22 protein-coding genes are annotated in these 22,884 nt (G+C 62.9%); 12 read left to right on the top strand and 10 right to left on the bottom strand.

Going from position 1 to position 22,884, the window contains the following annotated elements:
• Positions 1–181: 181 nt before the first annotated feature.
• Positions 182–931, top strand: coding sequence for a L,D-transpeptidase (locus tag DC522_RS01120; RefSeq protein WP_245443879.1), 750 nt, complete (start codon positions 182–184; stop codon positions 929–931).
• 133 nt (positions 932–1,064) lie between these two features.
• Here DC522_RS01120 and DC522_RS01125 read toward each other — a convergent pair whose 3' ends face one another.
• The 3 genes from DC522_RS01125 to DC522_RS01135 are packed head-to-tail and all read right to left on the bottom strand — an operon-like array spanning position 1,065 to position 3,235.
• Positions 1,065–1,742, bottom strand: coding sequence for a DUF2076 domain-containing protein (locus DC522_RS01125; RefSeq protein WP_116526847.1), 678 nt, complete (start codon positions 1,740–1,742; stop codon positions 1,065–1,067).
• Between the two features lie 60 nt (positions 1,743–1,802).
• On the bottom strand, positions 1,803–2,387 hold the full coding sequence (locus tag DC522_RS01130) for an NUDIX hydrolase (RefSeq protein ID WP_116526848.1): 585 nt from the start codon (positions 2,385–2,387) through the stop codon (positions 1,803–1,805).
• Entirely contained in the window at positions 2,384–3,235 is an 852-nt protein-coding gene (locus DC522_RS01135; RefSeq protein ID WP_116526849.1) for an SDR family NAD(P)-dependent oxidoreductase, read from the bottom strand. The genes DC522_RS01130 and DC522_RS01135 overlap by 4 nt, the downstream gene beginning before the upstream one ends.
• A 366-nt stretch (positions 3,236–3,601) precedes the next feature.
• Between DC522_RS01135 and tyrS the strand changes: the two genes are divergently transcribed.
• A complete protein-coding gene (tyrS, locus tag DC522_RS01140) occupies positions 3,602–4,852 on the top strand; it encodes a tyrosine--tRNA ligase (RefSeq protein WP_116526850.1) in 1,251 nt (416 codons plus the stop codon).
• Between the two features lie 61 nt (positions 4,853–4,913).
• On the opposite strand, the gene DC522_RS01145 is transcribed toward tyrS, so the two are convergent.
• The 5 genes from DC522_RS01145 to DC522_RS01165 all read right to left on the bottom strand — a co-directional run bounded on the left by DC522_RS01145 (position 4,914) and on the right by DC522_RS01165 (position 10,630).
• A complete protein-coding gene (locus DC522_RS01145; protein ID WP_116526851.1) occupies positions 4,914–6,431 on the bottom strand; it encodes a chromosome partitioning protein ParA in 1,518 nt (505 codons plus the stop codon).
• A 101-nt stretch (positions 6,432–6,532) separates the two neighbouring features.
• On the bottom strand, positions 6,533–7,888 hold the full coding sequence (gene glcF / locus DC522_RS01150) for a glycolate oxidase subunit GlcF (protein ID WP_116526852.1): 1,356 nt from the start codon (positions 7,886–7,888) through the stop codon (positions 6,533–6,535).
• 9 nt (positions 7,889–7,897) lie between these two features.
• On the bottom strand, positions 7,898–8,011 hold the full coding sequence (locus tag DC522_RS01155; protein WP_371678609.1) for a DUF2585 family protein: 114 nt from the start codon (positions 8,009–8,011) through the stop codon (positions 7,898–7,900).
• Position 8,012: 1 nt separating this feature from the next.
• Positions 8,013–9,200: an FAD-binding protein gene (locus tag DC522_RS01160; protein ID WP_116526854.1), complete on the bottom strand. Its 1,188-nt coding sequence runs from the start codon at positions 9,198–9,200 to the stop codon at positions 8,013–8,015.
• Entirely contained in the window at positions 9,197–10,630 is a 1,434-nt protein-coding gene (locus DC522_RS01165) for an FAD-linked oxidase C-terminal domain-containing protein (protein WP_116526855.1), read from the bottom strand. Before DC522_RS01165 ends, DC522_RS01160 begins: the two co-directional genes overlap by 4 nt.
• Before the next feature lie 137 nt (positions 10,631–10,767).
• Here DC522_RS01165 and DC522_RS01170 point away from each other — a divergent pair, with 137 nt between their 5' ends.
• The 7 genes from DC522_RS01170 to bfr all read left to right on the top strand — a co-directional run bounded on the left by DC522_RS01170 (position 10,768) and on the right by bfr (position 15,649).
• Complete coding sequence (locus DC522_RS01170; protein WP_116526856.1) at positions 10,768–11,172, top strand: cytochrome c family protein; 405 nt, start codon at positions 10,768–10,770, stop codon at positions 11,170–11,172.
• Positions 11,169–11,963: a (Fe-S)-binding protein gene (locus DC522_RS01175; RefSeq protein WP_116526857.1), complete on the top strand. Its 795-nt coding sequence runs from the start codon at positions 11,169–11,171 to the stop codon at positions 11,961–11,963. The genes DC522_RS01170 and DC522_RS01175 overlap by 4 nt, the downstream gene beginning before the upstream one ends.
• Before the next feature lie 8 nt (positions 11,964–11,971).
• Entirely contained in the window at positions 11,972–13,405 is a 1,434-nt protein-coding gene (locus tag DC522_RS01180) for a LutB/LldF family L-lactate oxidation iron-sulfur protein (protein ID WP_116526858.1), read from the top strand.
• A complete protein-coding gene (locus DC522_RS01185; RefSeq protein WP_116526859.1) occupies positions 13,402–14,076 on the top strand; it encodes a lactate utilization protein in 675 nt (224 codons plus the stop codon). Before DC522_RS01180 ends, DC522_RS01185 begins: the two co-directional genes overlap by 4 nt.
• A gap of 61 nt (positions 14,077–14,137) precedes the next feature.
• A complete protein-coding gene (locus DC522_RS01190; protein ID WP_116526860.1) occupies positions 14,138–14,707 on the top strand; it encodes a putative glycolipid-binding domain-containing protein in 570 nt (189 codons plus the stop codon).
• A 115-nt stretch (positions 14,708–14,822) separates the two neighbouring features.
• The gene (locus DC522_RS01195) at positions 14,823–15,080 is read left to right on the top strand and encodes a bacterioferritin-associated ferredoxin (protein WP_116526861.1); all 258 of its coding nucleotides are present in this window, start codon (positions 14,823–14,825) and stop codon (positions 15,078–15,080) included.
• A gap of 80 nt (positions 15,081–15,160) precedes the next feature.
• Positions 15,161–15,649, top strand: a complete 489-nt coding sequence (gene bfr / locus DC522_RS01200) for a bacterioferritin (RefSeq protein ID WP_116526862.1) — start codon at positions 15,161–15,163, stop codon at positions 15,647–15,649.
• Between the two features lie 58 nt (positions 15,650–15,707).
• On the opposite strand, the gene DC522_RS01205 is transcribed toward bfr, so the two are convergent.
• Positions 15,708–18,431, bottom strand: coding sequence for a bifunctional acetate--CoA ligase family protein/GNAT family N-acetyltransferase (locus DC522_RS01205; RefSeq protein WP_116526863.1), 2,724 nt, complete (start codon positions 18,429–18,431; stop codon positions 15,708–15,710).
• Positions 18,432–18,542: 111 nt separating this feature from the next.
• Positions 18,543–21,260, bottom strand: a complete 2,718-nt coding sequence (locus DC522_RS01210; RefSeq protein ID WP_116526864.1) for a PAS domain-containing sensor histidine kinase — start codon at positions 21,258–21,260, stop codon at positions 18,543–18,545.
• A 196-nt stretch (positions 21,261–21,456) separates the two neighbouring features.
• On the opposite strand from DC522_RS01210, the gene DC522_RS01215 reads away from it, so the two are divergent.
• From DC522_RS01215 to DC522_RS01225, 3 genes are read left to right on the top strand one after another with little or no spacing between them, the layout of a single operon-like run.
• A complete protein-coding gene (locus DC522_RS01215) occupies positions 21,457–21,837 on the top strand; it encodes a phasin (RefSeq protein WP_116526865.1) in 381 nt (126 codons plus the stop codon).
• A gap of 35 nt (positions 21,838–21,872) precedes the next feature.
• Entirely contained in the window at positions 21,873–22,373 is a 501-nt protein-coding gene (locus DC522_RS01220) for a phasin family protein (RefSeq protein WP_116526866.1), read from the top strand.
• A 43-nt stretch (positions 22,374–22,416) separates the two neighbouring features.
• Positions 22,417–22,872: an NUDIX hydrolase gene (locus DC522_RS01225; RefSeq protein ID WP_116526867.1), complete on the top strand. Its 456-nt coding sequence runs from the start codon at positions 22,417–22,419 to the stop codon at positions 22,870–22,872.
• Positions 22,873–22,884 lie beyond the last annotated feature (12 nt).

The raw sequence follows: 22,884 nt of genomic DNA on the forward strand, positions 1-22,884 counted from the left end.
CTCAGGATGAGAGCTTTCGCAGAAGAGCGAAGCTCTTACAGCAATTTGGCTGCCGCTTCATCCGCCGTTTTTCACTGTCGACAGAAAAGGACGATGAGCATTCATGCATTTTTGCGGAGCTTGGCGGAAACAAACGCCGCGCTTGTCGTTATTGAAGAAAATCATAGGATAGGATGCTTCGATGCGCGCTTGGATCCCTTGCACCGCAATGCTTTTCGTCGCCCTGACGCCAACCTCCGGATCGGCTCAATACGCCTATGGCGGCGGGCATTTCTACGGCAGCACCTACATCTCCTCGGAATACAATTATCCTTACGCCCGCACGCAGGACGGCTACAGCGAGAATTATCCCCTCGTCACGCGTCCTGCCTCACGTGGCTACTATCCGTCTGCAACGGGCTCCGTCCGTCGCTCCGGCACGCAGGTTGCGACTCTGCCGCAGACTTATGAAGATTCCGGCTACGACAACAGCATCGACTATGCGATTGCGCCTCAGTTCCAGCGGCAGATCGTATCCTATCGCGGCAGGGAGCGCCCGGGCACGATCGTCGTCGATACGAACGCGAAGTTCCTCTATCTCGTGCAGGAGGGCGGGCGGGCGATCCGCTACGGCATCGGCGTCGGCCGTCCGGGCTTCGAATGGGCCGGCCGAAAGACGGTGTCGATGAAACGCGAATGGCCCGATTGGCGCCCGCCGGCAGAGATGCTGCGCCGTCGTCCCGACCTGCCGCGCTATATGGAAGGCGGCCCTGACAATCCGCTCGGCGCGCGCGCGCTCTATCTCGGCTCGTCGCTCTACCGCATCCACGGCACCAACGAGCCACACACGATTGGACAGGCCGTCTCGTCCGGCTGCATCCGCATGCTCAACGAGGATGTGGTGGATCTCTACAACCGCGTGAAGGTCGGCACGACCGTCATCGTGATTTAAGCATCGTCATAACTCTCCTCGTCATGGCCGGCCTTGTGCCGGCCATCCACGTCTTTAAGCCGTTGCGGTTCCCAAGACGTGGATCCCCGGCACAAGGCCGGGGATGACGCGAGAAAAATTCGAGATCACGCGATTAAGCCCAGTCGCCGTCATCACCGGCATCGCCCCCGAAGTCGGAGAAGTCGTCGCGGTTCTGATCAGGATTTTCATAAAGAGAATCCGAGATGCCGGCCAAATCCGTATTGCCGCCCTGATCGTTGCCGAGATCCGCAAGAGCCGACTGTCCTGCCTCCGCAGGATTCTCATCACCCCCAAAGGCATGGGACAAAGCATTGGCGATCATCATGCCACCCGCGACGCCGGCAGCCGTTGAAAGTGCGGTCTGCAGGAAGCCGCCGCCACGCGACTGCATCATGCCGCCGCCCCAAGGACCCGGTGCCCCGTAGGGCGGCTGGTGCATCGGAGGCTGCTGCGGCGTGCCCCAGGGCGATGCGCGGCGAGCAGGCGGCGTGTTGTAGGCCGGACCCGGTGGGCGCGCTCCGCCACCGAAGATGCTGGAGAGGAAGCCGCCCTGCTGCGGCTGGCGGCTCGCGTGCTCCAGGTCGGCACGCAAATGGTCATTCTCTTCCTGGAGCCTTGCCAGCGCCTGCTCCTGCACGAAAATCGCCTGCGCCATGGCGTAGGGCGCATAGGGCTGCTGGCGCAGCTTTTCGGCAATGAAGCGCTCGGCCTCCGGATCGCGGGGCTGGTTCGCCACCTGTTCGAGCCGTCGGAAGATATCGGCAATGACCTCGCGTTCCTGATCGTTCATGGCAAACCTCCTTCGCGCGTGGACCGTTGATCCCTCATGTAAGCGCGGCTTCGTGTTTTGTTAGAGGCGGACAAGGCCGAGCTTGCGCATATTCCGCAAGGCCTCAGGCGCGATGCCCTCCAGCTCGGCCACGTCGCGCCATTCAGCACCATGAACCTCCGACAGATCGGGACGCACCGCCCCCTCCTCCGCCCTCACGATGTAGCGGATGTCGTGGTGCCAATGCTCAGGCTCGCTCTTCCGAGGCCGGGCCGGAATGAGGTGGCTGTTGATATCGATGGGGATGCCGGAGGCCCGATGCCACGGATCGATGGCGAGCCCCTCCACGCCCGTTTCCTCGAAGGCCTCGCGCAAGGCGGAAGCCTCGAGCCGCTCAGGTGCCTCGTAATGCCCGCCCGGCTGCAGCCACCGTGCGAGGGAGCGGTGATGGATCAGCAGGATGCGCCGGCCCGCTTCGTCGAGAATGAAGGCCGACGTGGTGACGTGTCCGGGAAACGTTGAGCGGGAATGAATGTCGTCCCCGCTCTCAATCTGCTGTCGGAGCACCGTATGTCTGCCCCTCACGACGCCGAACGCGCGATCATGCGCATCGAGCAGATGCGCGATCTGCGCACGAAAGGCTGCCGGATTGAAAGCGTCGCTCATTTTTGATCCATCACCTTCGCGAACGCATCCTTGTAATCGGGATGCCAGCGGGAGAGCGCGGGGCGGTTCTCGATGATGTCCTCCGCAGCCCAGCGGATGCGCTTCTCGTCCATCGCGCGGGTCGTCTCGTTGTCCGGACAGAGCACATAGAAGTCGCCGCGCTCCAAAGCCGGCAGGAGAAAGTCTATGACCTGTTCCGGCGCCCAGGCACCGGCGGGCTTTTCGGTCACGCCACGCGCCCGCGTGAAGCCCGTGAAGACGAAGCCGGGAATGAGAAGATGCGCGGTCACCTTGCATTCCGGCTTGCTGCGCAGCTCATGGGCCAGCGCCTCCGTCACCACCTTCACGCCGGCCTTGGACACGTTATAGGCCGTGTCGCCGGGAGGCGTGGTGATGCCCTGCTTCGAGCCCGTGTTGATGATGGCGCAGGGCGTACCCTGTTCGACCATGGCGGGCGCGAAGACCTGCACGCCGTTGATGACGCCCCACAGATTGGTTTGAAGAATGGCCTGCCAGCGCTGAGGATCGCCGAAGAGCTGACCGCCGCCTTCGGTGCCCGCGTTGTTCATCAGCACGGCCACTTCGCCGAAGGCTGCCCAAACCTTCTCCTTCAGCTGCTCGACATCCTCACGGCGGCTGACGTCAGTGGGAACGGCGATCACGTTCTCGGCGCCGTTGATGCCTGCCACCTCATCCGCTGCGTGCTGGAGAGCATCGCCCGGCAGATCCGCAAGGCAGACCTTCAGCCCGAGTTCCGCAAAGCGCTTTGCCGCCGCGAGCCCGATGCCACTCGCAGCTCCAGTGATGACGGCCACGCGGTTGGGAGCGATTGCAGGATGATGAGCCATCGTTGATGTCCTTTGCCAATGAGGTTCGGCCAATGTTCGCGCAGTAGTGCTGCCAATGCCAAAGCTTGGCAAGCGGCGGCTCTGCCTCTCTCGGCAAGAGCCTGCCTGCCGCACAAGTGGCGCTGCGCGATGCGCTGCCAAGGGCAGGTTCGATATTGTGAGCCATTGACGCATCAGAACAGGGCCGGTAGAAACATGCCCATGATCACAGGCCGCACCATCTTCGTCAGCTATTATACGCCGTCCCCATAGGGCGGCTGCGTTTGGTTGCGACCTCACGATCCATGCCGCCGCATTCCGGCGGCGTTTTCATTTTGGGATCGGTCTCCGGTCTGCGGCTTCCCGAAAAAGCCCAGGAGACCCCCAATGACACAACCTCAATCTCTCTTTCTGAAGACGCTCGCGGAGCGCGGCTTCGTTCATCAATGCACCGATCTCGCAGCGCTGGATGCGGCGCTCCGTGCAGGACCCATCGCGGCCTATGTCGGCTTCGACGCGACGGCGGACAGCCTCCATGTGGGCAGCCTTGTGCAGATCATGGTGCTGCGATGGCTGCAAAAGTCAGGCCACAAGCCAATCATCCTGATGGGCGGAGGCACGACGCAGCTCGGCGATCCGAGCTTCCGCGACAGCAGTCGCCCCCTGCTTGATCACGCGCAGATCGCGCATAACAGCGCCGGGATCAGGAAGGTGTTCTCGCAATACCTCACCTTCGGCGACGGACCGACGGATGCCGTGATGGTGGACAATGCGGATTGGCTCGATCCGCTGCGCTACCTGCCGTTCCTGCGCGATTTCGGCACGCATTTCACCATCAACCGCATGCTGACGTTCGACAGCGTGCGCCAGCGGCTCGAGCGCGAGCAGCCCCTGACGCTTCTCGAATTCAACTACATGGTGCTTCAGGCGTTCGACTTCCTTGAGCTCTCACGCCGTCATTCTTGCGTGCTGCAGATGGGCGGGTCGGATCAGTGGGGCAACATCGTCAACGGCATCGAGTTGGCGCGGCGGATCGACCAGCGGCAGCTCTTCGGCCTGACGACCCCGCTCCTGACGACCTCGTCAGGAACCAAGATGGGCAAATCGGCGGGAGGTGCGGTCTGGCTCAACGATGAGCGTCTGAGCCCCTACGAGTTCTGGCAGTTCTGGCGCAACACGGAGGACGACGATGTCGCGCGGTTCCTTCGCCTGTTCACTGAACTGCCGCTCGACGAGGTTCAGCGCCTGGGCAAATTGCAGGGATCGGAGATCAACGAGGCGAAGCGGATTCTCGCCACGCAAGTGACGCGCCTCGCTCATGGCGAGGAGGCTGCACGCGAAGCCGCAGATACGGCCCATCGCACGTTCGCTGAAGGAGCATCGCCTGAAGGATTGCCCAGCATCGAGGTTCCGGCTGCGGAGCTCGATCTCGGCATTCCCGTGGCAGCTCTTCTGCAACAGACTGGTCTCGCCTCATCGCGCAGCGAAGGACGTCGCCTGATCAGGGGTGGCGGAGCCAAGCTGAATGGAGAACCCGTCAGCGACGAGAATACAGCGGCAACGACGTCCAACCTGCGCGACGGCGTCCTCATGCTCACGGCAGGACGCAAGCGCCATGCCCTGGTGAAGGCGATCTGACGGCGGTGTCCCGACTCTATGCCCGAAAGCAAAAGCCCCGCGTCGGCGGGGCTTTTTTGTCTTATTCGGCATCCGTGGATTTCAGCGGATGGACATTCGTTTCGACCTCGTCCTCGTCGAGGAGGCCGGCATCGTCCTCCTGCGCGTCGAGACGGGTCTTCTTGCGCAGCGCGATGTACTTCTTCTGGATCTTGATGCGGCTTTCGCGGGCAATCTCGAGGGCGCCCTGGACGAGCGAACGCTCGGCCTTCTCGTTCTGCAGCTCTTCCGTGAGGCGGCGATTGGCGGCCTCCAGCGTGCTGCGCTCCTGCTCGAAACGCTTGGTGAGCTGGTCGATGCGCTCGGTGAGGCTCGCGAGCTTGTTGTCGGAGCTCTCGATCTGGAAGTCCTTGGCGGCGATGGCCTTGTTGAGCATCTCCACGCGCTCCTGCAGCTCGATGCGTGAGCGCTGGAGCTCGTTGACCATGGCCACCTGACGCTCGACCTCCTGCTGGGTCGCTTCGAGACGGCGGTCGAGGGTATTCTTCTCGATGGTGGTTTCCTTGAGGCTGCGCTCGACGCCACGCAGCGCCTCGTTCTTGTCGCGCAGCTGGTCGCGGGTGTGCGACAGGATCTTGTCGGTCGCGGCAAGGCGCGAGTTGAGGCCCTCGATCTTCATGTCGAGCGCCGAGAGATCCGTCTGGTGCGAGGAGCGCTCGGAATCGAGCTGCGTCTCGAGGCGCTGGCGCAGCACCTGCTCGGCCATGAGCTTGGTCTCGAGCTCGGACGCGCGCTGGCGGGTGCCCTCGAGCTGAGTCTCCAGCTCGCCGTAGCGGTTGGTGAGGCTGGAGAGGCGATAGTTCTGCTCTTCCGCCACCTTCTGCAGACGCTTCACCTCGTGATCGAGGAGGCCGTTGCGCTCGCGGATCTCGATGAGCTCGCGCTCGGCGCGGGCGACCGTCTGGTCGGCCTCCTGTGCCTCCAGGCGAAGGGCCTGGTTCTCTTCCGTGATGTTGCGGGCGCGCTCGGTCTCGATCGCCAGCTGGTTCTCGAGATCGGCGACCGTCGCCTCCTTGTCCTTTACATTGAGGCGAAGGTCCTCGATGAAGGATTCCTGCTCGCGGGTCTTCGACTCGGCCTTGCGCAGCTGGGACACCGTGGCGGACAGATCGTCCATGGTGCGGGCATGGACCGTGTTGAGATCGTGCAGCTCGCGGCGGAGCGCCGCCGTGGTCTCGGTCTCCTGCTTGAGCACGGCCTCCGTCTCCAGCAGGCGCGACTGGAGCTGGGGATAGCTGCGGATGAGGTCGTTCACCGGCTCGCTCAGGAGGGCGAAGTCCTCCTTCAGGCTGCGGATTTCCTCCAGCCGGTCGATCATGTTGGCGAAGCGGACGCGGATCAGCTCGTTCTTCTGGCCCACGGAATCGAGCGCGCCGTTGGGACGGACGATGATGGGCTCTGCTTTGTCCTGGGGAACGACGGTCGTAGCGGCAGCCGCAGATGCCGCAACGTCACCCTGAGCGGGCAGAACGCTGACGACCTCTTCACCTGGCTTCTTGCCCCCGAAACGGTTTCTGAAAGACGTCCAACCCGAAGACATGGTGCCGCCCCTTTTGCGCCTATTTGTCACACTCGGGGCATCTTTAACCCAGAGTCAGGTCGGTTGAAAACATAATTTCGTTGCTTTAGGCTGTGACATAGTTACCCGGCGGCAATGGTCAATGGCTGCGAGAGACGGCTTTGAAAGCCTGCCTTTTCAAGGGTTTCAGGCATCGGTCCACCGATCGCCCAATCCAGAAGCTCGACCGTATGGACGATCGGGATCTCGGTCCCTTTTCCGATCTGGGTCATGCAGCCGATATTGCCGGTGGCGATCAGGTCGGGCTTGGTGCGCTCGATATTGGCCACCTTCCGGGCCCTGAGTTGGGTGGCGATCTCTGGCTGGAGCAGGTTGTAGGTGCCGGCCGAGCCGCAGCAGATATGCCCTTCCGGAACGTCCTTCACCGTAAAGCCCGCCTTCTTCAGCAGGGTCTTGGGCTCGGTGCGGATGGCCTGCCCGTGCTGCATGGAGCAGGCGGAGTGATAGGCCACCACCAAGTCGGTTTCCCGCACGGGCTCCATCAGGTCGAGGGACATGACGTACTCGGTGATGTCCTTGGCGATGGCCGAAACCCGGGCCGCCTTCTCGGCATAGGCCGGGTCGTCCCGGAACATGAAGCCGTAATCCTTGATCGTCGTGCCGCAGCCGGAGGCGGTGATGACGATGGCATCCAGCCCCTCCCCATCCATCTCGGCAATCCAGGCGTCGATGTTGCGCTTGGCGAATTCGTGCCCCTGCTGGTCCCGGCCCATGTGGTGAACGAGCGCGCCGCAGCAGCCTTCCCCCTTCGGCTGGACCACATCGACGCCATGCCGGTTGAGCAGGCGAATGGCGGCCTCGTTGAAGCCGGGTTTCAGGACCGGCTGGGCGCAGCCGGAGAGAATCGCCACGCGGCCGCGACGCTCGCCTTCGGCCTTGAACGCGCCCGGCTGGCCGAAGGGTGAGCGGGCCGGCACACGGGCGGGCGCGAGCTCGATCATCGCCTGAAGCCGGTGGCCGAGAACCGGCAATGCGCCGATCAGCCCCTTGAAGGGCTTCGCCAGAAGCGCCGCGCCCATGGCGAGGCGGAAGCGGTTCGGATACGGCAGGATATTCGCCAAAGCCGAACGCAGGAGACGATCGTGCCACGGACGCCTGTAGGTCGCCTCGATATAGGCGCGGGCGTGATCGACGAGATGCATGTAATGCACGCCCGACGGACAGGTGGTCATACAGGACAGGCACGACAGGCAGCGGTCGATATGCTTCACCACCTCGGGCGAAGCAGGCTTGCCGCTCTCCAGCATGTCCTTGATCAGGTAGATGCGCCCGCGCGGTGAATCGAGCTCGTCGCCGAGGAGCAGGTAAGTCGGACAGGTCGCCGTGCAGAAGCCGCAATGGACGCAGGTGCGGAGAATCTTCTCCGAGGAGGCCATTGCTGGATCTTTAAGCTGATCGGGCGTGAAATTCGTTTGCATCGTTTTATCTCAGATCACCGATTGCCACTGGTTGATGGCATCGATCGGATGGATCAGCATGATGATATTGAGGGCAGGATTGTCGTGGATCCAGTACCCGACGACCGCCTCCTTCACGGTCATCTCAGACACCCGCATACATCCGGCCCGGATTGAGAATTCCGGACGGATCGAAGGAGGCCTTGATGCCTTTTGTCAGCGTCATCAGCGCCTCGTTCTGCGGCTCGAACACGTCGACGGCCGAGCGGATTTCGGCCGGCGCGCGAACAAGCGTGGCATGACCGCCGAGTTCCTGAGTGGCCTCGCGCAGAACGGAAGCGCCTGCATCACCGGCGAGCGGCGTCGAAATCCAGATGAGGCCGCCACCCCAATCATAGAACCACTGCGCTTCGAGCGATTGCGCGATCCGCTTCGTGAACTCGGAACCCTTGGTCGGCGCCGTCGAGACGCGCCAGATCACGCGATCAGCACCATTGGTGAGGACTGTCGCATCGCGCACGGATTGCCACACGGCTTCCGCACCCCTGCCCTCCAGGACATCGGTGGATCCGCCGAAGCGCTTGAGCAGGCGGCGCAGCTCGCCGAAACGGTAATCGACCGAGACGGAGAAGCCTTCAAGCCGGATCAGCGTGCTCGCGCCCGGCCTGTCGCGCGCCGGAATGTGGGCGGCACCCGTCACGTCGTAAGGCGAACCGAGCGCCTGCGAGAGTGCCTCGATGGCTTGAGCATCCTTGAGGCCGCGCAGCACGAGCGTCGTCATGCGCTCCTGTTTGGGGAGCACCTTGAAGGTCACTTCCGTGAGGAAGCCGAGAGTGCCCCACGAGCCGGCCATCAGCTTCACAAGGTCGAGGCCCGTGACATTCTTCATCACGCGTCCGCCGGACTTCACCACTTCGCCGCGCCCATTGACAAAGCGCACACCAATCAGACTGTCGCGCGCGGCACCCGCCATGATGCGGCGCGGGCCGGAGATGTTCATGGCCGCCACCGCCCCAATAGTCGGCTCCGCCTTCGTGCCAAGCAATGGGCGATAATCCATGGGCTCGAAGGGTAATTCCTGCCCCTTCTCGGCCAACGTGCGCACCACCTCGGACACGGGCGTTCCGCTGCGCGCCGAAATCACCATTTCCGCAGGCTCGTAGAGCGTGATGCCGGTCAGCGCCGCAGAAGAAATCGAGGCGTCCGTCTGGTTGGGACGCCCCATCTCGGCCTTGGTGCTCTGACCCGAGACGCTGAGCAGGATGCCTTTCTCGGAGGCATCACGGATGATGGCAGAGGCGTCCTGCTCGTCGCGGGGAAGATGACTGGTCACGCAGCGAGCCTTCCTTCAAGGGGGAACACTTTGGCCGGATTGAGCAGCCAGCGCGGATCGAACACGCCGCGCACGCGCATCTGCTGCGCGAGATCGGCTTCGCTGAACTGGTACGTCATCAGATCGCGTTTCTCGATGCCGACGCCGTGCTCGCCGGTGAGGCAGCCGCCGACCTCCACGCAGAGCTTGAGGATATCCTCGCCAGCCTTCTCGGCCTTCTCCATCTCGCCGGGCACGTTCGTGTTGAACATGACGAGCGGATGCAGGTTGCCGTCGCCGGCATGGAACACATTGGCGACGCCGAGGCCGTAGGATTTCACGATCTCGTCGATGCGCTTGAGCACGTAAGGCAACTGCCCCGTCGGGATCGTGCCGTCCATGCAGATGTAATCCGCCACGCGCCCCGTGGCGCCGAAGGCCGACTTGCGGCCCTTCCAGATCGCGGCGCTTTCGGCCTCCGATTGCGAGACCTTCATGGTCTTCGGCCGGAACGGCTCGGCAATCGCGACGATGCGTTTGAGCATGTCGTCGATCTCCTGATCCGAGCCCTCGACCTCCACGATCAGCATGGCTTCCACATCGAGCGGGTAGCCTGCATGGGCGAACGCCTCGCAAATCTGAATGGCGGGCTTGTCCATGTATTCGAGAGCGACCGGAATGATGCCCGCCCCGATAATCGCCGCGACGCAGGCGCCTGCATCCTCCACCTTCTCGAAGCCGAAGAGCGCAGGGCGCGCGCCTTCTGCAGCGCGCAGGATTCGCACCACCGCCTCCGTCACGACGCCGAGTTGGCCCTCCGAGCCGCAGATGAGGCCGAGCAGATCATAGCCGGGGCTGTCGAGATGCTCGCCACCGATCTCCACCACCGTGCCGTCGAGCAGCACCATGGTGACGCCGAGCAGGTTGTTGGTGGTCACGCCGTATTTCAGGCAATGAGCGCCGCCGGAATTCATGGCGATGTTGCCGGCGATCGTGCAGGCGAGCTGGCTCGACGGATCGGGGGCGTAGAAGAACCCCTCATAGGCCACCGCCTGGCTGATGCCGAGATTGGTGATGCCGGATTGCACCCGGGCCGTACGCCCCTCGAAATTGACATCCAGCACCCGGTTCATCTTGGCGACGCCGAGCACGATGGCATCCTCTTGCGGGATCGCCCCGCCGCAGAGCGAGGTTCCCGCCCCGCGGGGCACCACCTTCACCCCGTGCTCATGGCAGAATCGCATGATGGCCGAGACCTCCTCCGTCGAGGACGGCAGCACCACGGCGAGCGGTATCTGGCGATAGGCGGTCAGGCCGTCGGTCTCGAAAGCCCGGCGCTCGTCCTCGGACACGATCAGGGCCTCGGAGGCCACGAGCCGGCTCAAGCCCTCGATAATGTCCTTGCGACGGGCCAGAATGGCCTCATCCGGCTTGGGGAATGCGATCGTCATGACACCCTCCCTGGGCGTTTTCCGGCTGCTTCCACGGCATGGCTGCCTTTCCCCACAAGGTAGCTGGCCTTGAGGGAATTTTCCAATAATGTAGAGCCTCTCTAAGATGGGACATTCGTCCAGAGAAGGAGTTTTTGATGCGTTCCTTGGTTCTCTCCGCCGCCCTGCTGCTCGCCGGGTTCGCTCAGGCCCAGTTCAACCAAGCTCAGGCCCAGGATGCCGCTGCCGGTGAAAAGGTGTTCGCTCAATGCCGCGCCTGCCATCAGGTCGGTCCGACTGCGAAGAACGCCGTGGGTCCCGTGCTGAATGGCCTTTTCGGCCGTAAGTCGGGCACCATTGAGGGCTACAATTATTCCCCCGCCAACAAGAATTCCGGCATCACCTGGGACGAGGCGACGTTCCGCGAATACATCAAGGACCCGAAGGCCAAGATTCCTGGTACGAAGATGGTCTATGCCGGCCTCAAGGACGAGCAGAGGACCAACGATCTCGTCGCGTACCTGAAACAATTCGACGCTCAGGGGCAGAAAGTTACCCAATGAGCGATCTGACCGTGAGCCGACTCGGGAAACCTCGGGTCGGCCTTTTCGTGACCTGCCTCGTCGATCTGATGCGCCCCTCCGTGGGCTTTGCCGCCGTGAAACTCCTGGAAGATGCGGGCTGCATTGTCGAAGCCCCTGTCCAGACCTGCTGCGGCCAGCCCGCCTACAATTCGGGCGACCGCGGAACCACACGCGACCTGGCACAGCGGCTGATCGAGACCTTCCAAGGCTTCGACTACGTGGTGGCTCCCTCGGGCTCCTGCGCCGGCATGATCAAGAAACATTATCCGGAGCTGTTCGAAGAGGATCCGAACTGGCGTGCGAAGGCATATGCCCTGGCCGTCAAGACCTACGAGCTCACGAGTTTCCTGGTGGACGTGCTCGGCGTCACTCAGGTCGATGCCTCCTTCGAAGGTGCCGTGACCTACCACGATTCCTGCTCCGGCCTCCGCGAACTCGGCGTGAAGGGTCAGCCGCGCAAGCTCTTGGCGAGCGTGAAGGGCCTCACCCTCGTCGAGATGAACGACAGCGACGTGTGCTGCGGCTTCGGCGGAACCTTCGCCGTGAAATACAGCGACATCTCGGGCGCCATCGTCGATGCCAAGGCCAAGAACATCGAGGCCTCGCACGCACCGACCCTGCTCGCGGGCGATCTCGGCTGCCTCATGAACATGGCAGGCAAGCTCAGCCGCGATGGCAAGCCCATCGAGGTGCGTCACGTGGCCGAGATTCTAGCCGGCATGACGGACGAACCGGCCATCGGCCTCGCCAAGGACGCATTGCGCAAGTAAATTCAGCCATGACCGTTCACACCACCTCTCCCCAGTTCAAGCAGAACGCCGCCCGCGCGCTTCACGACCCTCAGCTGCAGAAAGCGCTGAACAACGTGAAGCAGGGCTTCATCGACAAGCGCCGGGCCGCGGCCGACAAGCTGCCCGAGTTCGAGGCGTTGCGGGATTCCGCCCGCGACATCAAGAACCACACGCTCGAACATCTCGACCTCTATCTCGAGGCTTACGAGGAGAAGGTGAAGGCCTCGGGCGGCCATGTGCATTTCGCGCGCAACGCGGATGAAGCGCGCGAGATCATCCTGAAGATCTGCCGTGACGCCGGCGCGAAGACGGTGACCAAGGGCAAGTCGATGATCTCCGAGGAAATCGGGATCAATCACCATCTCGAGGCCAATGGCATTCGCCCCGTCGAGACGGATCTGGGCGAATACATCATCCAGCTGCGCAACGAGATGCCGAGCCACATCATCGCGCCCGCGGTGCATCTCAACGCAAGCCAAGTCGAGCAGGATTTCCGGCGCGTGCACACGCATCTCGATGCCAAGCGCGATCTGTCGGAACCCGTGCAGCTGCTGACCGAAGCGCGCGCCGTCTTGCGCGAGCGCTTCTTCGCGGCGGACGTCGGCATCACGGGTGCGAACTTCCTGGTGGCGGAGACCGGCACGTCGATCATCGTCACCAACGAAGGCAACGGTGACCTGACGCAGATCCTGCCGAAGACGCATATCGTGCTCGCCTCAATCGAGAAGCTGGTGCCGACGCTCGAAGACGTGAGCCAGCTGCTGCGCGTGCTTGCCCGCTCGGCCACGGGCCAGGAGATGTCGGTCTACACCACCTTCTCCACCGGTCCTCGCCGCTCCGGCGATGCGGACGGGCCTGAGAATTATCACGTCGTGCTCATCGACAACGGGCGCTCCGCCATGCTCGGCACGAGCTTCGAGGAGATGCTGCGCTGCATTCGCTGCGGCGCCTGCATGAACCATTGCCCCGTCTATCACGCAGTGGGTGGTCATGCCTATGGCTGGGTCTATCCTGGTCCCATGGGCGCGGTTCTGACTCCTTCGCTGATTGGCGTCGACAAGGCAGGGCACCTCCCCAACGCCTCCACCTTCTGCGGACGTTGCGAGAGCGTGTGCCCCGTGCGCATTCCTCTCCCTAAGCTCATGCGTCATTGGCGCGAGCGGGAATTCGAGCGGCATCTCACGCCTGCTTCCGTGCGTTCGGGCCTGGGACTCTGGGGCTTCGTCGCCAAGCGCCCCGCCCTCTATCAGCTCGCCACACGCGCCGCGATGGCAACGCTTGGCTTCGCAGGACGCCAGCGCGGCCGCTTCTCCTGGTTGCCGCTTGCGAAGGGCTGGACGAAGTATCGCGACTTCCCTGCCCCGCAAGGAGAAACGTTCCAGGCGCGCTGGAAGCGCGAGCGCAACCGGAGAGCAGCATGACCGGCGCCCGCGACGACATTTTCGCCAATATCCGCCGTTCTCTCGGCGTGAAAGGCAACGAGACCATCCGCAAGCAGATCGTTCAGGACCGGCTGGAGCGCGCGCCTCGCGGCGTCATCCCCGCTCGCGGACAGGTCTCCGGCGAAGAGCGCCTCGCTCTCTTCAAGACGATGGCCGAAGCCTCTCTTGCGACGGTGACCGAAGTGGCTTCCGCTATGGAAGTTCCGCAATCCATCGCGCTCTTCCTGCGCAATCACAACCTTCCGGCCAGCCTGCGCATGGGCGAGGACCCGCGCCTGAAGGTGATGCCCTGGAGCGAGACGACGCTGGAGATCTCGCACGGTCCGAGCGAGGGCCGCGATCTCAATGCCGTCAGTCATGCCTTCGGCGGCGTGGCGGAGACCGGCACGCTTGCGATGGTCTCAGGTCCGGAGAACCCCTCCACCCTCAATTTCCTGCCCGACAACCACATCATCGTGGTCTCGGCCAAGGACATCGCGAGCGATTATGAGTCCGTGTGGAACCGGGTGCGATTCACCTTCGGCAAGGGCGGCATGCCCCGCACGGTGAACTGGATCACCGGCCCTTCCCGTTCCGGCGATATCGAGCAGACCCTGCTGCTCGGCGCCCACGGTCCCCGGCGGCTGCATGTAGTGGTGGTGCGGGATTAAGGACGGACTCGAAAAGTCTGCGCAGAGGCATATTCTTGTCCTGCGCAGCTTGGAGGTCCCGATGCCCGCTCGCCCGCTGATTTTCCGCAATCTTCGCTGGTCGGCCTGGGGCGGCAGCGAAGAAGGCTTGGAGCATGTCGATGTGCGCCCGGCCGATGGCGGCCTGACCATCTCCGGCGTGGTGATCGGCCGGCAGGACGGAACGGAGTTCGGCCTGCATTACCGGCTGAAAGTAGACTCCTCCTGGCGCATCAGAGCGGTCCATCTTCAGACGACATCGGGGCGCGTTCTCGATCTGGAGAGCAACGGGCAAGGCAGCTGGATTGAGAACGGGAAGCCTCAACCAGCACTACAGGGCTGCATCGACGTCGACATTCAAGCAACGCCCCTGACCAACACTCTGCCGATCCGCCGTCTGGAATGGGAGGCCGGACAAGCCGTCGATATTCGCCTCTGCTATATCACCATCCCTGACCTGACCGTCTCTCCCGGAGATCAGCGGTATACGGCGCTGAGACCCGGTTCCCTCTACCGTTTCGAGAGCCTCGGCAGCGACTTCACGGCCGATCTGCCTGTGGATGAGGACAGTTTCGTTCTGGATTATCCCGGTCTCTTCAAGCGCCTGCGCTGAACGGCACTTTCCCCTGTGGCATCTGGGCGCGCCAAAAAGCGTGGCGCCAGCATCTCTTTTCGTGTAAGTCTTTGAAATCAAAGGTAGTTTTTAATCATTCTAAACTAGAAATCCCATGATCGTCTGCTCCTGCAACGTCCTCTCCGATGGCGATATAAAAGCCTGCATGAAGCCCGGACCGGACTGCCCGCGCTCACCAGCGCAGGTCTATCGCTGCCTTGGCTGTAGCCCCAATTGCGGGCGCTGCGCCCGGACGATCCGGGACATCATGGACAAGGCGCTTGCCGATGCAGGCGTGGCGCCGGTCGCTGTCTGCCAGAAGGGCTGCTGCCCCGCCTCTCTCGAAAAAGTGGCCGCCGAGCCGCATCTTTGAACAAAGAGGGTTTCACCCTAGTTCATAAATCCTCTAAAGATGGTCGGGCGTTTTCGTCGCCGTTTTGACGTGAGGGTAGGATGAAGGGTGATCCGAAGGTTATCGAGTATCTCAATCGCGGCCTGCGCAGCGAGCTGACGGCGGTCAACCAGTACTGGCTGCATTACCGGCAGCTCGACAACTGGGGCTACAAGGACTTGGCCAAGACCTGGCGCAAGGAATCCATCGAAGAGATGCACCACGCGGACCGCTTCATCGAGCGCATCCTCTTCCTCGACGGCTTCGCCAACCTGCAGGTGCTCGACCCACTGCGCATCGGCCAGAATATCCAGGAAATTCTCGAATCCGACCTCGCCGCCGAATACGACGCCCGTAATCTTTACGGGGAGGCTGCCGCCTATTGCGACAGCATCGGCGACCGGGTGTCCAAGAACCTCTTCGAGGAGTTGATGGCCGACGAGGAAGGCCATATCGACTTCCTCGAAACCCAGCTCACCCTCATCGAGCAGATCGGCGTCGAGCTCTACGCCCAGAAGCATATCGGCGGGCTCGAGGGCCACGAGCACTAAGGCTCAAAACTCAATCTGATGAATGCATCGGCCCGCTCAAGAGCGGGCCATTCTGCATCTAGGCCGTCTCCGCCAGCTTGCCGGGCTCATCGATAGAGGCGATCGGCAGCGTCACGATGCGCAGCTCCGGATCGTCGGGATCGATCTTGATGGAGAAGCCGAGGCTGCGGCACATGTCGAGCATCGTCGAGTTTTCGCGCAGCACCTGACCCTCGACTTCATGCAGCCCCTCCACCTTCGCCCATTCGATCATGAGGCGCATCAGCATCCAGCCGAGTCCTAAACCCTTCAGGTCGGAACGGAGGAGGATGCCGTATTCTCCCGTCTCATGGTTGGCGTCCGCATGCACGCGAACGGCGCCCATCATTTCTCCAGTCTCTTCATCGAATGCGACGAAGGCGATGGCGCGGGCGTAGTCAAGCTGTGTCAGGCGCGCGAGGAAGGTGTGGCTGAAATCACGGACAGGTGCGAAGAAGCGAAGACGCAGGTCCTCCGGCGTGATCTTCTCGAAGAAGCGCCTGAACTCCTCCTCGTCCTCCGGCCTGACGGGACGCACGAAGGCCTTGCGTCCGTTGCGAAGCGTGATCGTGCGCTCCCACTCCTTCGGGTAAGGCCGCACCGCAAAGCGCGGATGCCCACTCCCCTTTCGCACTTCAGGTGCGGCGAGCACGCGTGCATCGACGGCGATGACGCCAGTGTGATCGGCGAGAAGCGGATTGATATCGAGTTCGCGGATCTCCGGCACGTCGGCGGCAAGCTGCGCGAGTTTCACGAGGGTCAGCGCAATGGCCCTCTCGTCGGCGGCCGGCACATCCCGATAGGCCTTGAGGCGACGCGACACGCGGGTGCGTGCAATGAGATCGTCGGCGAGTTTCAGATCGAGCGGCGGCAAGGCAAGGGCCTTGTCGCTGATGACCTCGACGGCCGTGCCGCCACGACCGAACACCACGACGGGACCGAAGGACGGATCGTCCGCGAGACCGGCGATCAGCTCGCGCGCCTTCGCGCGGCGCACCATGGGCTGAACCGTGACGCCCGTGATGGATGCATCCGGTCTCAGGCGCGCCGCACGCTCAAAGATATCGGCGGTGGCCCTACGCACGGCTTCTTCCGTCGTGAGATCGAGCTTCACACCACCGATATCGGATTTGTGCACGATATCGGGTGAAAGGATCTTCACCGCCACCGTTCCGCCTTCGGCAAGAATGGGCTGCGCGGCCCTGGCTGCCTCATCGGGTGTCTTGGCCAAAGTCACGGGGGCGGTCGGAATGTCATAGGCCGTGAGCAGCGCATTGACTTCGAGCGGGTTAAGCCAGCGGCGGTTCTGCGCCAGCACCTCTGCAACAATCGCGCGGGCCGTTTCTGGATCGGGCGAGAAATCATGCGGCAGGTTATCGGGTGTTTCCATCAACTCTGTCTGCGCTTCGCGATAGCGCACGAGCTGGAGGAAACCGCGGACCGCGTCGGCCTCGGTCGCAAAATGGGGAATACGCGCTTCTTCGAACACGCGCGCGGAATCCGGATCCTCACCGATCCAGGCTGCGAAGACCGGCTTCTGCTGATAGCCCTTGGCGCGATGGCGCCTGATGACCTCGGTCACGGCCGTCGCGACATTGGCAGCACCGGCAATCGCGGTCGGAACGTTGAGGATGAGAACGGCGTCGTTTTCCGGATCGGCGAGCAGCACTTCGAGAGCGCCTGCATAGCGCGCGGGATCCGCATCACCGATGATGTCCACCGGATTGGACTGTGACCAGGTCGGCGGGAGTAAGGCGTTCAGCTTCTCAAGCGTCCCCGGCGAGATATTGGCAAGCGTTCCGCCCATGTCGATGAGCCGGTCGGTCGCCAGAACACCGACGCCGCCGCCATTGGTGAGAAGCGCAAGCCGTTTTCCCGGGAAAGGTTTCTGCCGACCCAGGGTTTCGGCCGCCGAGAACAGCTGATCGAGATCGAGGACGCGCAGCAAACCTGCGCGACGGAACGCAGCATCATAGACTGCGTCGGAGCCCGCCAATGCACCCGTATGCGTCGCAGCCGCCCTCGCGCCTTGCGCATGTCGCCCGGCCTTGATCACCACCACAGGCTTGATGCGTGCTGCGGCACGCGCCGCGGACATGAACTTCTTCGCGTTATCGATGGACTCGATGTAGAGCAGGATCGCGCGCGTGCCCGCGTCAGCCGAGAAGAAATCGAGGCAGTCGCTGAAATCGACGTCCATCTTGTCGCCAAGGGATACGACGGCGGAGAAACCCACCTGCCTTTGCGCCGCCCATTGCACGAGGCCGACCGCAACCGCACCCGACTGGGAAATAAGCGCGAGATCACCAGGCTTTGCATCATGTGCCGCGAAGCTTGCGTTCATGCGCGCACGAGGAGAGAGAACGCCGATGCAATTCGGCCCGACGATACGCAGACCGTAGCGACGTGCGGCGAGCCTCACCTGGCCGGACAAAGAATCTGCGCCATAGCCGAGGCCGGCCGTGGCGATGATGGCGGCGGCCACACCTCTTTTACCCGCATCCTCGACCACATCCAGCACGTTGCGGGGCGGCACGGCGATGACGACGAGGTCGGGCGTCTCGGGAAGCTTGGCGATCGAGGAGAAGCAGGGCCGATCCTCGATCTGCCTGTGGTGCGGATTGACCGGATAGATCGCTCCCGCGAACCCTCCCTGGATCAAATTCTTGAGGAAGGTCAGCCCCAGCGAGCCCGGGCGCGGGCTTGCACCCACGACCGCAATGGACCGGGGTGAGAACAAGGTGTCGAGGCGATAGGTGGACATGGGCGATCCTTCGTCCCGCAGAAGCCTTGGGAAGCAGTTCACCAAAGCTAATGCCTAAAGCCCGAGGGTCAAATGTCCTGGATCAAACGTCCTGAAGGAGAGGGGCGGCTATTACGCCAAAACTCGGGTCGGCGGGAAGATCACCTCGACAAGCGTGCCCTCGTTGGGATGGCTCGAGATCTGCAGAGCGCCACGATTGGCTTCCACGAGCGCCTTCGTGAGGGGGAGCCCCAAACCCGTTCCGCCGGGCTTTCGGGAGGTCGCGATCTGGCGGAACGGTTCGAGGGCAGCCTTGGCCTCCTCCTCCGTCATGCCGATGCCCGTATCCCGTACACGGAACGCCACCTCGCCCCGATCCGTTACCGCGGTCGAGACGATCACCTGACCGCCCGCATCGGTAAACTTGATGGCGTTGGAGACGAGGTTGAGCACGATCTGGCGCACGGAGCGCTCATCGGCCACGACCGGCGGCAGCTTCGATGCAAAGCTCGTGCGCATGACGATGCGGTCGCGCATGGCCTGCGGCTGAAGCAGGGTGACGCAGGACGAGACGAGATCGTTGAGATTGACGCCGGTGAACGACAATTCGAGGCGTCCTGCTTCGATCTTCGCCAGATCGAGCAGATCGTTCACGAGGCTGATCACATGCGAGCCGGAGGCGTGAACGTCGCGCAGATACTCCCTGTAGCGCTCGTTTCCGACGGGGCCGAAGCGTTCCTCCAGCATCACCTCGGCAAAGCCGATAATGGCGTTGAGCGGTGTTCGGATCTCGTGGCTGATCTTGGCGAGAAGGTCGGATTTCTGCGCGCTTGCCTCTTCCGCCGCGCGCTTGGCGCCGACGAGTTCGCCTTCGGCCTTCTTGAATGTCGTCATGTCGCGCAGCACGGCGCAGAACTTGCGGTTCTCGCCCTCGCCCACATGGCCGATGGTCATGAAAAGCGGAATGGTGCCGCCCTGCCGCTCGCGGCCCAGAACCTCGCGGCCATCGTTGAGCAGGCTCGCCACGCCCGGCGAGCGAAGGCCTTCGAGATAATCGAGTGCCGCCTTGTGACTCTCGGGAGCGAGCAGAATCGTGATGAGATTGCCCATCACCTCGCGCTGACGGTAGCCGAACAGCGCCTCGGCCGAGCGATTGAGCGAAAGAATGCGGCCCGTCCCGTCGAACAAGATCACGCCATCGGTCGCCGTATCGAGGATCGCCTCCAGTTCCTGCACACGGCTGTCCTGCGGGCGCGGTGCGCTGTCCTGAGCGAAGGACTTGCGGATAAGCATCAGCTCAGCCTGATTGCCATTCCACTCCACATCCGACGCACGCACGCTGACGGCGATGTTCTCGCCATGGCGGGTCGTGAGCGCGAGCCCTGTATCCTCCTCGGCAGAGGAGCTCAGCGCCGGAGAGCCGCGGAAGAGCTGAATGATGCCGCCGTCAGCCGTCACCTGCCCGACATCTTCATAGCCTGTCAGATCGAGGAGGAAGCGGTTGGCAAAGAGAATGTGTTCGCCGCGATGGATGAGAATGCCGACGGGAAGACGGTCGAGGATCCGATCGCCAGTGTCAGAAGCAACATGTACTGCCTGCCCTTCCTTGGTGGATGCTTCAATCTCGCCGTTGGTCTCCTCGTCCTGGGCTGCTCTTTCATCAGGAGCCGCTGCCGCTTGTGAACTTTTCTCTTCCAGTCGCGCGCCTAAGGCACGAGCAATTTCGCGGAAGGCATTGCGCTCCGCAGAGGACAGGCTCGATGCGGGAGCGGGGTGCGCCTTCTCGTCGGCCTCCTCCGACCGAGCCGCGGCATCCGTTTCTGCGGGCTCCTCGGCAGGCGTCGTGCTGACGAGCGCTTCCGTCACTTTGTTGCGCAAGTCGGCGACCCAGTTCTCGTCTTCCCGAGATGGGGCAGAGATGTCCTCTTCTTCCTCGACCTGCGCTTCCTCCGGCGGAGCGAAAGGAAGGGCTGCATCCGTCAGGAAGGCATCGGGATCGGCAGCGGGAAGCTCGGAAGCCTCCCGCTCGCGCATCTCGTCCATGCGCAGCAGACCAAAGCCACGGAACCCGATGAGCTCACGCCCAGTTCCGAAAATCGGCATTCCCGCCCAATCGACCGGCACCTGCTTGGCCTTTTCGTCCAGCGCCCAGAAGATGGTTCGCCGGCTCCAGGTCCCGCCACTCGCGAAGAGGCCTGCAATCTCCCCTTCGGGATCGGTAACCACCGTGTGAGTCAGTTCATCCCAGGTCCGTCCCACAATATCCCCTGCCCGCGTGCCGACGGCCTCGGCCAGGGTGGGGGAGACCTGCGTGAACCGCGCCTGAGCATCTGCCTGCCAGACGAAGCGGATGGAGCCGCTTGGCTTTTCCCGAGGAGCCACGACTTCTTCGGAAGGAGGGCTGAAGATCTGGGAAGCGGGCTGATTTTCAGCATTTGAGATCGAGGATGCGCTCGGGCGTTCGAAGCCTTGTGGGACCGGCCCCAGAAGCGCCGTCACCAGGATCTCCTCACCGCTCTCCAGAACCGCCAGGCGGCAAGCGCAGGGAACGGGTTGCCATGGGCGGATCGGATTGAGGCGCAGTCGTTCAAGGCGCGCTCCCTCGCGGGGAGCGCCCCCTGCGGCCAGAGCCTTCAGGCGCTCGCGGGCACGAAGATCCGACACGAGACGACCCGTCTTGTCGGTGAAGGCCTTACCCAGCCCCTCCGCTGCCGGAGAAGTCCAGAGCAGCCTCTCGACCGACCGGTCCCAGACGAGCACGGGCGCCCCGGGCCTCGCCATGAGCCCTAAACCCGGCTCGGCGGCAAGCCGCGCGATCAGCGCTTCATACTTGTTGAGAGCCCCGTTCATGACGGCCTCGATCCTACTCCGCCTTGGCGTTACCCTATTGAAGCGGTTTTAGACGAATGTTGGCAAGGAGGCAGCAGGCTTGAGCCCTTGAATCCTTTTACTTTGAGGTAACCTTAATTGGGCAGGTCCAAAAGCAGTTGATTTCGCACCGCACAATGTGATATTGCACTGCACAAACGCCGAAGAGGAGCGACCCATGGCAACGAACCCGAACCAGTCCTACGAAATCCCGGCCGAAATGCGCGATTTCGCCGAAAAGAGCGTCGAGCAGGCCCGCAAGGCCATCGATGGCTTCATGAGCGCCGCCCAGAAGACCGTCGACACCTTCGAAGGCTCGGCGAACACGGTCCAGGCCAGCGCCAAGGACGCCACCCGCAAGACCTTCTCCTACGCCGAACAGAACCTGGCGGCGGCCTTCGATCTCGCCCAGCGCATGGTGCGCGCCAAGGACATGCAGGAAGCCATGCAGATCCAGGCCGAGTTCGTCCGCACGCAGTTCGAAGCCATGCAGACCCAGATGAAGGAATTCGGCTCGATTGCTCAGTCTGCCATGAAGCAGCCTGGCTCGAAGAAGTAAGCGCCTTCTCACAAAACTTCCGCGAGGACGTCACGATGACGGAAACCAAGAAGACCAGGACCCGCAGCGCCAAGAGCGCTCCGAAGGCCGATCTCGTCGAGATGGCGGCAGCACCTGCCGCTGAAGCGACGGCGATCGTACAGGTTGCAAAATCTGCGCCTGCCCCCAAGCCCTCTGTCTCCGCCAAGGCAAAGCCCCAGGAGAGCGAGCCTTTCGTCTTCTCCCTCCGCGACCAAAGCGAGGCGCTCCGCCAAGCTGTGCGCGAAGCGGTTTCCGTGTCGGCCAAGGGCGCCCTTGAGGTAAACGACAAGATCATCCAGGCTCTGCAGACTCAAGGGCACGCAGCCCTCGACCTGTGGCGCACGGCGATCGACAATTCCCACCAGCCCGGCGGCTTCAATGCTCAGACCGGTGCGGCGCGCGAGGCCTTCGAGACCGCCTCCGCGCAGTGGAAGGACATTGCCGAAACAACGGCCCACTGGATGACGAAGAGCGTGGAGCCCCTTCAATCGGCTCTGATGCGGCATCAGCGCTGATCGCCTGCTATCGGAAATCAGCCTCCTGCGATAAGGCTTGGCCATGACTGGCCAAGCCTTTTCTCATTCGCCCTCCCCTGTTCCGGCCGTGATCGCCGTCGTCATCCACGAGGGTCAGGCCCTTCTCGTGCGCAGAGCCAACCCGCCGGATGCAGGCCTCTGGGGCTTTCCGGGCGGCAAGATCGAATTCGGCGAGACGGTCGCGGAGGCCGCCACCCGAGAGCTTCTGGAAGAGACCGGCATCGAAGGCGAGGCGCAGGGCGTCATTACGGCGCTCGATATCCTCGTGCCGTCCGAGGACGGCAGCATTCGCCAGCATTATATCCTGATCGCAGTCCGATGCCGCTGGATCTCCGGCGACGCCATCGCCGGCGACGACGCCCTTGAGGCCGGCTGGTTTCCCATTGCCGATCTCGATCCGAAGACACTGCCCATGAGTGCGGATGTGGATGTGATCGCCCGGCAGGCCGACGCCATGAACAAGACGGACTGTGCCTGAGCTGCCCTGCCC

Source organism: Microvirga sp. KLBC 81 (assembly GCF_003075415.1).
In the GTDB taxonomy this organism is placed as follows: Bacteria; Pseudomonadota; Alphaproteobacteria; order Rhizobiales; family Beijerinckiaceae; genus Microvirga.